This is a genomic window from Microcystis sp. M179S2 (assembly GCF_020245805.1).
Taxonomy (GTDB): domain Bacteria; phylum Cyanobacteriota; class Cyanobacteriia; order Cyanobacteriales; family Microcystaceae; genus Microcystis; species Microcystis aeruginosa.
Genome location: NZ_JADBUE010000206.1, coordinates 1 through 11,043, shown reverse-complemented (window position 1 = coordinate 11,043; position 11,043 = coordinate 1). Strand labels below are relative to the sequence as shown.

The window sequence follows — 11,043 nt, the reverse complement described above, 5'->3', positions numbered from 1 at the left end:
GAAAATCATAAATCGAGGTTAACCCTTTGTCCCGTAATGGTTTGAGCCTTTTTTGCTGCCCGAAAATGCCTAAGTCCCATTAGGAAAGTATGCAGCCAAAGCATAAGCCTCGGCGAATTCCCCTTCTCCCAGAAGAGCGACAATCGGTTGCAGCCAAGTTTCACGAGGTGTTTCACTGCGAGTTTCCATTTCCTATACCCTTCCTGACAACGTGGAAAATCTCGTCCTCACTGGTACTGGTAATCTTAATGGCACGGGTAATGCCTTGTCAATTTGGTGGGGCCATTAATGCCCCGGTCGCTTTTACCCGGGCAACAGATAGCACCACGACCAATATTAACACCATTGTTACTAACGTCTTTACCGATGCTAATGGCGCAACAGCCGGAAATCAAGCTCTCGGGATGAACAGTGCTGCTTTAGTGCGGGTTGCTAATACTACTACCACTTACCTAATTATCAACGACGGTACAGCAGGCTTCCAAGGTGCTAATGATTTGGTGATTAATCTCACTGGGTTAACGGGTACTTTACCAGCGCTCGGCACTATTGCAGTCAATAGTTTCTTTGTCTAAATTGATGGGGGGATTAATTCTCCCCTTTTAATGCTCCCGTTCAAGTAATTTTGATACAAAAAAAGTTAAGAGGCTCTTCTCGACTTTGTGTTATAATTTTTGCTTATGAAACCGTGAAATACCTATCAAGCAAGACTTTTAGGGCTATTTTGACGTTCGGCGACGCTCAGTCGAGCGGCGGAAGAAACTAGAAAATATCAGTATAGACCTCGTTTCCACACATAAACCAGAAGAACCCAAATACTGATGGGCAGTCAGGAGTTTAAGCTTGTGGAGAGACTGTAAGACTCCTTGAGATTCGTCTCAAAAAGCAGGTTTCTGTGAAGCAAGAATCTCCCATCACACAGCTTGGCATTGTGATGGCGAGAGTGTCACAATTGTGTTCAATTACTCGTCATCCCAGTCATGCCTTCCAGCGGTCAAGTGAAATCGATTTTTTTTCTGATCCTCTTTCTCCTCAGTATTCTAGGGGGTATTCTACTGGCTTCGCTACTTCAACAACCAGCGATCGCGCAATCTCCCTCCTCGGATACAGTGCTGAATCGTTATCAAATTGGACAGCAAACCTATCTAGAAAATTGTGCCACTTGCCATATTGCCATTCCTCCCAGCATCCTACCCAGTCAAACTTGGAAAAAAATCCTAGAAAATCCTAATTCTCACTATGGTATCCGTTTAAAACCAATTGTTGGCATTACTCAGCGTCTTATCTGGGATTATCTCAGTTATTCTTCCCGCCCTCTTACCCAGACTACTTTTGTTCCCCTCCTAATTGAACAGTCCACCTATGTAAAGGTTTTGCACCCTAGGGTCAATTTACCCACTGCCCTCGGTCACACCACCTGTGTCACCTGTCATCCCAACGCTTCCCGCTACGATTATAAAACCCTTACCCCCATCTGGGATGATGCAGCCTAATCAGTTATCAGTTATCAGTGATCAGTTATCAGTTTTCAGCTTCTGAAGGCAAGGGGCAAAAGACAGAATCTGACAATTCTCCTACCTAAAAAGAAGGTTAGAAACTAAGCACATCAAAGCTTTTAGCTTAACCAATTAGGTCTTAGATTCGGCCCTTGTTTTCAGATGTGAGTTTTTAGTTCACTGATTACTGATTACTGTTTACTGATCACTGAGAGGGGGTGCAGTTAAGGTGATTTCGCCAATTTGGCCAGCTTTACCCATTAATTGGGCAGGTTTTTGGTTAAGAGAGATTTTAACACCGCCAGCATTGCCCGATCGAATATTTAAACTCTTTTGGGCTGTCCAAGTTTGTTTAGTACCCGGTTGGAGATTGCCTTCATGGACTTTTTGGCCATCGGCAATTACCCTTACCCAAGCGGCCTGTTCAATAGTTACTTCGGCTGAGAGGGGAACTTTTGACTGAGGAGAAGGGGAAGGAGAGGCTACCGGTGCGGGAGGGACTACCGGCGCGGGGGAAACCACGGGGGAAGGAGAGGGAGTAAGGGCAGGGGGGTTAGAGAGAGGGGGACGGAGGAAAAGATAGCCAATACCACAAAATATGCCCGCCAGCAAGCCTAGCCAGAGATACATCCCGAAAAAGGTTGATTTAGCCGGTTGGGAGCCAGTTTCCGGGGCTGGTTTTTCTGGTTTCACCGGTTCCACTTTTGGGGCAGCGGGTTCAGCCTTGGGGAGAGGGGTAACTTTTGTGGGCAGTGTTTTCGGGATAGTTACCTCTTGAGCTAATTGTTCCGCACTAGGAGACAAGCGATCGGCTAAAGCTTTACCATCAATTTTTAGAGCATCACCGTAGCGTTTGATAAATCCCTTGACATAAATTAATTCTGGTAATTTCTGCCAATTCCCCGTTTCCAACGCTTCTAGCATTGGTAATCTAATCATCGTCAGGGCGGCGATATCGTCTATGCTCAGGCCGCTTTCTTCCCGTTTTTGACGTAAATAAGTCCCGATTTCCTTGATTTGTTCGGCTTGTAGGGGACTGAGTTGACTCATAATTCCAGTCATAATCTATACCAATTAGATGATAATCTCGATTTTGTTATTTTGGGATAATCTGTTCTCTAGAAGCTCCTTTCACCTTGTCATCATTACCGGCGAAAAGGTTCCAAAAACTGGCAAAAATCGGCAATACTTGCCAAAGTTAAGTTTTTTATTCTCGGTTGACTGCACTGGCTACTTAGTGCATACATTTGTTCTCAATACTGGTTTTTCTCCAACTCTCAGCTGATCGCTAATTATGACCTTTATTCCCCATCCCGACACCGCCCCCCTTAACCTTACCTGTGCCGTAGTCACGGTGAGCGATACTCGTACCCAAGAGACGGATAGGAGTGGCCAAATAATTCAAGAGTTACTAACTCGATCGGGTCATGATATCGGCCTATACTTAATTATCCCCGATCAACCCTTACAAATTCAAGCAATCTTACCAGAGATTAGTAATCAAAATCAGATAAAAGTCTTAATTCTCAATGGGGGTACGGGTATTGCTCCCAGAGACAATACCTATGATGCTTTAGTACCTTTATTAAGGATTACTTTGCCCGGTTTTGGCGAATTATTTCGTTATCTCAGCTATCAGGAAATTGGCTCCCGTGCCATGGCATCAAGGGCAATAGCTGGGGTTTATCAAAACTTATTAGTCTTTTCTCTCCCCGGTTCCACTAATGCCGTTAAATTAGCCCTAGAAAAACTGATTCTTCCCGAAATCTTACATCTGGTTAAACAGATGAATGGATAATTTATTGGGATTTGATCTGGGCGGAAATTTCTTGAAAACATACATCCCAAAAATAGCCAGCTAGATTCACAGCACTTAACAGTTTAGGAATTCCTTCACTTAGACTAGCAAAACCTTGATTTTTAATCTGGAGAAAATCGATAGCGATTGCCAAAGTTAAAAGTGCTAAAGCGATGATTAAAATTTGGTAATAAGTTTTTATTATTCGCCGCCAAAATGCTAAACCATAAATCAGAATTGCGAGGGCATAAACGGAGATAGTCAAGAATTTGGGAATATTAAAATAGAGGAGAATGATATGAATTCTGAAGATTTCATTGATGGCAAAAAGTCCCGTTATTATGCCGGAAACAAGTAAAAAATTGTCAGAATTATTGAAACTTGTCTTGCGGGACAATAAAGCATAACTAAAAAGGCAAACAATCGGGGGTAAACAACAAAGAAACTGAAAAGCATGGGTTAATAAACCAGCGAGCGGAGTTGGGGGAGTAGCGGGAGGATAAAATAAAAGACTAGAGGGGAATTTTTCCCGATCAAACCCAGCAATCAAAGCTAAAATCAAGAGGAGAACGACAAGATTTATTTTCAGAAAATGCTGTTCTCGTGAGGACATAAGTATAGTAGTTTATAATTGTGGCTATTAACCACGGTATAATTCACAGAGTGCCGCTTTCTACAGGCTCGATCTACATACGGAAGCGCCAAGCATTTCCCTAATTGTGTTAAGGACAATTTTCTCGGTTTTCTATGCTCGCTCAAAAAGAACTTTTGTGTTTATTACAATTGGCTAGTCCCATTTTACCCGTCGGGGCCTATAGTTATTCCGAAGGGCTAGAAACCCTCGTCGAAAAGGGGATTATCTCCAATAGTGCCAGCTTAAATGATTGGTTAGAGCGATCGCTTTGTCAAGGCTCGATTCGCTTAGAAACGGCTGTTTTGGTAAGGGTATATCGTTGTTTTTGTCAAGAGGATTTTACAAAACTTAATTATTGGGATAATTGGTTATCGGCAACGCGGGAAACGGCCGAATTAAGACAGCAAAGCTGGCAAATGGGGCGATCGCTGTTAAACTTATTGCGGGAGTTAGCACCGGCCAGAGATAATCTACCAGAACAGGCTAATTATGCCACCGCTTTTGCGATCGGGGCAAGTCATTGGCAAATTGGCGAAGAATTAGCGGTTTTAGGCTATTTACACAGTTGGGCAAGTAATTTAATCAATGCAGGATTGCGTTTAATTCCCCTTGGACAAACCCTAGGACAATCCCTTCTGATCGGTTTACAGCCCAGTTTATTAACAGCAACAGCAGATATTATCAGTTTAGCCGATGAAAACCTGAGCAGTTGGAGTTGGGGGCTAAGTTTTGCCAGTATGAACCACGAAACCCAGTATAGTCGTCTATTTCGCAGTTAGAAATTAGCGATCAAATTTTTCGCTATTTTCTGGGAGAATATCCAAGTCTCTAGGAGTCTCTCTCTTAGGTTCAAGCCTAGGGATAAGGTAAAAAACCGAATAAGGTATAGTATGATTGAAAAAAATCTTAAGTCCTAGTTCTCGCTTTCTGAGTAACTAAGGGTTTTAAGGAAAGATGCGAACACTCTACCTAGCCACAGTGTACCAATGTTTAGTCAATCAGAAAAAATTCCCGTTTCGGTGTTAATTCCCGCCAAAAACGAGGAATCTAACCTTCCCGCCTGTTTAGAGAGTGTTGCTAGGGCTGATGAAGTGTTTGTCGTCGATTCCCAAAGTAGCGATCGCTCGATCGAAATATCTACAAACTATGGGGCTAATGTAGTCCAATTTTATTTTAATGGTCGTTGGCCGAAAAAGAAAAACTGGTCCCTCGATAATCTGCCTTTTCGCAATGAATGGGTATTAATCGTCGATTGTGATGAGAGAATCACCCCCGAACTATGGGACGAAATTGCCAGCGTGATCCAAGATCCCAACTATAACGGTTATTATCTCAATCGTCGCGTCTTCTTCCTCGGACAATGGATTCGTTATGGTGGCAAGTATCCCGACTGGAATCTGCGCTTATTTAAACATAAGTCGGGCAGATACGAGAATTTAAACACGGAAGATATCCCCAACACGGGAGATAACGAGGTTCACGAACACGTTATCCTCGATGGCAAGGTGGGATATCTGAAAAATGATATGCTGCACATCGATTTCCGCGATATCTATCATTGGTTAGAAAGACATAATCGTTATTCCAACTGGGAGGCGCGAGTTTATTACAATATTCTCACGGGTAATGACGAAAGTGGCACGATCGGAGCGCACCTGTTCGGTGATGCGGTGCAGAGGAAACGTTTTTTAAAGAAAATTTGGGTAAAATTGCCCTTTAAACCGCTGCTGCGCTTTATTCTCTTTTATTTTATCCGTCTCGGTTTCTTGGATGGCAAAGCTGGTTATATCTACGGTCGTCTTTTGAGTCAGTACGAATACCAAATTGGGGTTAAATTGTACGAATTACGGCAATTTGGCGGTAAATTAAACGTTAATGCCCAGGCTAATCCCCCGATTAAACCCTCGGAACCTCAACCCGCGGAAATGATTAAATAAGTACTATGTCCCCAGAAATCCGCACCGATGAGGAAGCGTGGCTAGATCTGCGTACCTACGATCAATCTTGGTTTGAGCGCGGTCGTTCTCATCCGATTATCCTACTTTGGTGGTTAGTACAGGGAATTCTTTTTCCCCTCAGTTTGCACCAAATGGACAGCTTTCGCTGCGCTATTTTGCGACTATTCGGGGCTAAAATCGGCCTTGGGGTGAAAATTCGCCCGACGGCAAGGGTTACTTATCCTTGGAAAGTGGCGATCGGCGATTATACTTGGATCGGCGATGATGTGGTGATTTATAGTTTAGATAACGTTACCATCGGCAGTCATTGTGTGATTTCTCAAAAATGTTATCTTTGCACTGGCAGTCACGATCCCTGCGATCGCTCTTTCAGCTTAAAAACCGCTCCCATCCTCATTGGTAATGGTACATGGATCGCGGCCGATTGTTTTTTGGCTCCGGGGGTAAAAATTGGCTCTAATGTTGTTATTGGGGCAAGAAGTAGCGTATTTGCTGATATTCCCGCTCAAAAGGTCGCTTGGGGCAGTCCCTGTCGTCCTCAATACGATAGAAAGATGAATTCTTATAGTAGTTAAGCTTAAGAGGCATTTTATCTCAAATGTCGGGGTGAAGACTCAAATCCCAAAGTCGAAAGTCCTGCTCATAGGATGCCGTCATCGATTTATCTCCTTCTAAGCTCAATTAACATTATATTAATAATCCGCCAGCAGTAAGCGCTTAAAAACGGATTTGGTGTCAAAATGTGTTGTTTTCTTGATTGTCTGAAGATTGAACACGAAAGGGAGGCGCAACATAATCGGAAGGTAAATAATTTTCGGGAATGGTTGTTGTATTTCCATCTCGTAGGGAGGTGTAACTGGGAGAGAGAATCTCAATCCCAGCTTCATTACACTTGTCTTGAATATTTTGATGGAGTTCTGAATAAATTATTACCATCAAATTGGGTTGGTTAGTGTAAGCGTTTAATTGATAACTGATGTAAAAATTATCTAGGCTAGTTTGCAGGACAAAAGGTGCGGGTTCTTTGAGAATATGCACAGTTTCTAGAGCAGCTTCAATTAAGGTTTTGTGGGCTTTTCGCCAAGGCAGATCGTACCCGAGGGTAATCGTTGTCTGAATAATTAGATTTTTGTTTAATTCCCGCGAGGAAATACTAAAGTTAATCACATTACTACTTAATAAAGATGAGTTAGGAATAGTAATTATTTTATTAGTGGGAGTGCAAATGCGAATGACTAGGAAGTTTTTTTCAATTAGATCGCCAATTACCTCTCCCACTTGAATGTGATCTCCGATGCGAAAGGCACGGGTATAGATAAGAATAATTCCCCCAATAACATTGGCGATCGCCGAAGTAGAACCAAGGGATAAAAGAAGACCAAGAAAAACAGAAACACCGCGGAAAGCAGGGGAATCAAAACCGGGCAAATAGGGAAAAGCAACTATTGCTGCTAAGGCAATAATTATGACTAATAGGAGATTGTAAGTAGGTTTAGCCCAATCAGTATAAAAACCAGGAATAACCAGATTTCCTCTTTCTATGGCTGTAAAAAAGGGCTTGATTATCCCGATTAAGTAGTAGGTTATAAAAATGATTATGGCAATAATAAAGGCATTGGGAAGATATTGGCCAATGGACGATAAAACCAGTTCTAATGATTGATAAAAATAACCTAAAATACTCTCGCCAAAAACTCTTGTCCAGGGAAATAAACGAAGTACAAATGTTGCATAATTAAATAATAATAAAAAGAGAACAAGTAAGCGAATTATCCGAAGAACTCGCAGCCAAAAAAAGCTTATATTAGAGGAAGATACAATCTCAACATTCCCGATTTGAATGCCCGGTGTCAAGGATTCAATCAAACGTCTAATAAAGGGAAATAGCTTCCCTGAAGTTTTGATAACTGCAAAGCTAATAATCAGGAAGGCAAAGCTGGCTATAACCGTATAAATGATGTTCTTAAGTAGTTGTTCGGGTTTTCGATCTTGGCGATATTGAGCGATAGCAACCTGAATTTTTTGTAAAGCTTGTTGAGCTAAAACCTTCGGCGTTGAACGATAGGCTTTTGCATCTCGCTCCGTCACCGTTAGAATTACTTCTTGATCTACACTTAAATAAAGTGAGTTATCATCAGGAATCTGCTTAATTGTCAGGTTCTCAACAGGAATAGAATCATTTTGAGCAATTCTTTCAATTCTCCGGGTAATAGCGTTAGCTCTCTCCTCCGCCGAAAATGAAGAAACTCCACGCCGGATAAAAAAGAGAGTTTTTCCATCTAACATAACTGGAAAGCCGTCAATTTTATTTTCCGGTTGTGTCGGATTTTGAGCTATTCCCAAAAGAGGGGACGTTAGAGTCAGTAGTAAAACTACAAAAAATATGACCAAGGTATGCCCAATTTTTTTCATCCATCCTCTAGCTTTAGATGGTGTAGTTAGCATTAAATATCTTTGATTAATATCGACAACTGGTACAAATTGCATAGGATTAAGTCAGATTTTTTTGTGTGTATTCGGGTAATATTTAGGCATTACTGTCCTCGATGAGATGCAGCTCTTCTAGGTTGAGACAGGAGGGAAATTTTCACATCTGAAAGCTATTCTTGCAACTACTAGCACCATCGACGTGCAGGGGAACTTGCCAGCCGGTTTCTCTGTTCAATGTTTCTAGAACCTCATTAATTTCTTGGACGGGTTCATAACTACCATCAAAGGTACTACCCATAATTGCAATTACCCCGATCGTATTCTCATTAATTAGTTTAATTGCCTCGGTCGCCTTGAGATGAAAACGATTCCCTTCCATCGGCACAAAACGCGGTTCTACCTCCCAATAACGACAGAATTTTTGCCAACAAACCTGCACATTAATGCCCATGACTAAATTAGGTTTGTCGGTGGGTTTACCCTCTTTTTGTCGGCGTTTGCGCCATTGCCATTTTAAAGCCATGCCTTCCAACATCGCAGCTTCACTGGAACCAATGGTAGAACAACCGGTTGCCGCTTCGCTTTCGGGAGCATTCCAGAGTCTAGCGATCATATTCACACAACGCAGTTCAATTTCGGCAGTTTGTGGGTATTCATCCTTGTCGATCATGTTTTTATCGAAGGTTTCCCCCATTAATTGTTTGGCTTCCGGTTCCATCCAAGTGGTGACAAAAGTAGCCAGATTCAGGCGAGAATTACCATCAAGGGCGAGTTCATCGCGGATTAAATTGTAGGCCACCGCCGGCGGCATTTCTCCCTCGGGAATCTCGTATTTAGGTACAGCGGAAGTCAGGGCGCGGGAAGCATAGGTGGGGGTAATTAGTGCCTCTTCCGGACTAAGGCGATCGAGATTAATTTTCTGATGAACCATAACTTCCTTAATAAAATATCTTTTTTGCTGAGAGTCAATTACCAATCATTCCAAAAATAATAGCAATAATCGAGACGGATAAAAAATAGGAAAGCATCCCTTGGGTTGCTACCAGTCGCCGCATCGCCGTACTATTAATACTTGTATCGGAGGTTTGATAACAAGCCGCCATACAAAAACCTTGATAGAGAAATTCCGTCCAATTGGGTCGAGCGCAATTGGGAAAAACTAGGCCTTTACCATCATGATAGTAGCGCACTGCATATTCTTGGCTGTAGATCATTTGTCTGGCTAACCAAGCACTAATAATACTAAATCCTGTTTAAAGGGTTAATTATTGCTACTATGGCAAGAGTGCCTCCTGCCTGACTTGCACCAGGAGTCTGTTAATAGCTTCGGAAATTGTCAAAACCGAGATGTAGTTACTCATTGAACACCACAAAGGCTAAAATATGGAGTGTTATTTATGAGCCATTTATCCCTATCCGAACAGATTACCGCGGAACTTCTGGCAATCCTGATCGAAGAAGAAGTCACCTATCCCTGGGATGTAACCGCTGTTGAGAGTCATGATCCCTTAGACCTGACAGAAACGCCTTTTTCTCTGTGTGAAGGACTGGAAGCGACGGCGATCGAAGCACAAGCTGATAGATTCTTTAACAGTTTACACCAAAAATTCCCGACAGTTTCCGTTTCACCCCGGTCTAATATCTTTGATAAATTTGCCTCTTTATTGCCGGCCGAACATTTAAATCGTCTAGTAGAAAGCGCTGAAAATCTAGTTGATAGTCAATTAGACAACCTTGATCGCCTTGTTGTTTGTCTTAGCGATCTCTTTCCCCAATGGTCTCCAGAAGATTTACAGGTTTTTGCTCGTCCCTACGCCTATACTATGCGTAATGGCCAGAGCGAAACCAATATAGAAACCGAAAATTGGCAAAGTCTTTCCGAAATTGAACAAATTCGCCGGAGTGCAGCCATTGCCAGCCAGATTTTCCGCGACCTGTCTTCTCCTCAATAGTCATCTCATTCTATTCTGCACGACTACATTAGGTTACACTTCATCTTTATGAGAAACGCTATATCTCTTTATCTGATTTTTTGGTTTTTGTTTCTACCCGTCAGAAAGATTCTATAACTTGTGATTAACTTTGAAAGCACTTTTTAGGGTTGGATGCGTCATCAGACGCATCCTATATTTTCAAAGTTTCTTACCTAAAATGTCGGATGAATGCCCCCGCTAAATTTTTCGACAAGACATCAACCTTTGCGGGGGATGAAATCCGACCAGGATATTGACTGCGAAGCACGATTTTAATTCTACCATTTGTAGGTAAACTGTGTTATACTTAATTTATTCAGGGTCGAAGATTAATCAATGCTAGTCGTAGAAGCGAAGCTAAAAAACGGGACACCAGAGCAATATCACCGGCTTGATGAAGCTATCAAAACTTCTCAGTTTGTGCGTAACTCTTGTGTTCGTCATTGGATGGACAATAAGGGGACAACCCGCAATGATCTCCAAAAACTTTGCTCGGTACTAGCTAACAATAAAGAGACACCATGGGTTAATAAATTAAACTCTCAAGCTCGTCAATCGGCTGCTGATAGAGCCTGGCAATCAATTAATCAGTTTTACCAGAATTGTCATGCTAAGATACCAGGGAAAAAGGGGTTTCCTCGGTTCAAAAAGCATAGCCGTTCGGTTGAGTATAAACTAACAGGCTACAAACTATCTGATGATCGACGTAAAATCAGATTTACTGACGGTTTTAAAGCAGGAGAATTTGATTTAT

Annotated in this window: 11 protein-coding genes and 2 pseudogenes; 8 read left to right on the top strand and 5 right to left on the bottom strand. The window is 42.1% G+C overall.

The window, feature by feature from the left end; translation table 11 throughout:
• Positions 1-172: 172 nt before the first annotated feature.
• Positions 173-575, top strand: a pseudogene (locus IM500_RS12770) (bluetail domain-containing putative surface protein); the annotation flags it as partial.
• Between the two features lie 405 nt (positions 576-980).
• Entirely contained in the window at positions 981-1,493 is a 513-nt protein-coding gene (locus tag IM500_RS12765) for a dihem cytochrome c family protein (RefSeq protein ID WP_190721212.1), read from the top strand.
• A 201-nt stretch (positions 1,494-1,694) separates the two neighbouring features.
• On the opposite strand, the gene IM500_RS12760 is transcribed toward IM500_RS12765, so the two are convergent.
• Complete coding sequence (locus IM500_RS12760) at positions 1,695-2,558, bottom strand: helix-turn-helix domain-containing protein (protein WP_190721215.1); 864 nt, start codon at positions 2,556-2,558, stop codon at positions 1,695-1,697.
• 232 nt (positions 2,559-2,790) lie between these two features.
• On the opposite strand from IM500_RS12760, the gene IM500_RS12755 reads away from it, so the two are divergent.
• The gene (locus tag IM500_RS12755; RefSeq protein WP_190721218.1) at positions 2,791-3,294 is read left to right on the top strand and encodes a MogA/MoaB family molybdenum cofactor biosynthesis protein; all 504 of its coding nucleotides are present in this window, start codon (positions 2,791-2,793) and stop codon (positions 3,292-3,294) included.
• Position 3,295: 1 nt separating this feature from the next.
• Here the strand turns inward: IM500_RS12755 and IM500_RS12750 are convergent, their stop codons facing one another.
• The gene (locus tag IM500_RS12750) at positions 3,296-3,907 is read right to left on the bottom strand and encodes a DUF8692 domain-containing protein (protein WP_190721220.1); all 612 of its coding nucleotides are present in this window, start codon (positions 3,905-3,907) and stop codon (positions 3,296-3,298) included.
• 134 nt (positions 3,908-4,041) lie between these two features.
• On the opposite strand from IM500_RS12750, the gene IM500_RS12745 reads away from it, so the two are divergent.
• The 3 genes from IM500_RS12745 to hpsU all read left to right on the top strand — a co-directional run bounded on the left by IM500_RS12745 (position 4,042) and on the right by hpsU (position 6,461).
• Complete coding sequence (locus tag IM500_RS12745) at positions 4,042-4,707, top strand: urease accessory protein UreF (RefSeq protein ID WP_287733515.1); 666 nt, start codon at positions 4,042-4,044, stop codon at positions 4,705-4,707.
• Between the two features lie 207 nt (positions 4,708-4,914).
• Entirely contained in the window at positions 4,915-5,865 is a 951-nt protein-coding gene (locus IM500_RS12740; RefSeq protein ID WP_287738597.1) for a glycosyltransferase family 2 protein, read from the top strand.
• Between the two features lie 5 nt (positions 5,866-5,870).
• Positions 5,871-6,461, top strand: coding sequence for a hormogonium polysaccharide biosynthesis acetyltransferase HpsU (hpsU, locus tag IM500_RS12735; RefSeq protein ID WP_190721226.1), 591 nt, complete (start codon positions 5,871-5,873; stop codon positions 6,459-6,461).
• A gap of 160 nt (positions 6,462-6,621) precedes the next feature.
• On the opposite strand, the gene IM500_RS12730 is transcribed toward hpsU, so the two are convergent.
• The 3 genes from IM500_RS12730 to IM500_RS12720 form a co-directional block, all read right to left on the bottom strand.
• Positions 6,622-8,373: a mechanosensitive ion channel family protein gene (locus IM500_RS12730; protein WP_287738594.1), complete on the bottom strand. Its 1,752-nt coding sequence runs from the start codon at positions 8,371-8,373 to the stop codon at positions 6,622-6,624.
• Positions 8,374-8,473: 100 nt separating this feature from the next.
• Positions 8,474-9,247, bottom strand: a complete 774-nt coding sequence (locus tag IM500_RS12725; RefSeq protein WP_242034601.1) for a pyridoxal-dependent decarboxylase — start codon at positions 9,245-9,247, stop codon at positions 8,474-8,476.
• 34 nt (positions 9,248-9,281) lie between these two features.
• Entirely contained in the window at positions 9,282-9,554 is a 273-nt protein-coding gene (locus IM500_RS12720) for a DUF1345 domain-containing protein (protein ID WP_287738600.1), read from the bottom strand.
• Between the two features lie 159 nt (positions 9,555-9,713).
• On the opposite strand from IM500_RS12720, the gene IM500_RS12715 reads away from it, so the two are divergent.
• Entirely contained in the window at positions 9,714-10,268 is a 555-nt protein-coding gene (locus IM500_RS12715; RefSeq protein WP_190721230.1) for a hypothetical protein, read from the top strand.
• Between the two features lie 357 nt (positions 10,269-10,625).
• Positions 10,626-11,043, top strand: a pseudogene (locus IM500_RS12710) (RNA-guided endonuclease TnpB family protein); the annotation flags it as partial.

Excerpts from the sequence above, each read along its gene's own strand:
- IM500_RS12765 (WP_190721212.1), top strand. The coding sequence starts at position 981 with ATGCCTTCCAGCGGTCAAGTGAAATCGATTTTTTTTCTGATCCTCTTT.
- IM500_RS12760 (WP_190721215.1), bottom strand. The coding sequence starts at position 2,558 with ATGACTGGAATTATGAGTCAACTCAGTCCCCTACAAGCCGAACAAATC.
- IM500_RS12755 (WP_190721218.1), top strand. The coding sequence starts at position 2,791 with ATGACCTTTATTCCCCATCCCGACACCGCCCCCCTTAACCTTACCTGT.
- IM500_RS12750 (WP_190721220.1), bottom strand. The coding sequence starts at position 3,907 with ATGTCCTCACGAGAACAGCATTTTCTGAAAATAAATCTTGTCGTTCTC.
- IM500_RS12745 (WP_287733515.1), top strand. The coding sequence starts at position 4,042 with ATGCTCGCTCAAAAAGAACTTTTGTGTTTATTACAATTGGCTAGTCCC.
- IM500_RS12740 (WP_287738597.1), top strand. The coding sequence starts at position 4,915 with ATGTTTAGTCAATCAGAAAAAATTCCCGTTTCGGTGTTAATTCCCGCC.
- hpsU (WP_190721226.1), top strand. The coding sequence starts at position 5,871 with ATGTCCCCAGAAATCCGCACCGATGAGGAAGCGTGGCTAGATCTGCGT.
- IM500_RS12730 (WP_287738594.1), bottom strand. The coding sequence starts at position 8,373 with ATGCAATTTGTACCAGTTGTCGATATTAATCAAAGATATTTAATGCTA.
- IM500_RS12725 (WP_242034601.1), bottom strand. The coding sequence starts at position 9,247 with ATGGTTCATCAGAAAATTAATCTCGATCGCCTTAGTCCGGAAGAGGCA.
- IM500_RS12715 (WP_190721230.1), top strand. The coding sequence starts at position 9,714 with ATGAGCCATTTATCCCTATCCGAACAGATTACCGCGGAACTTCTGGCA.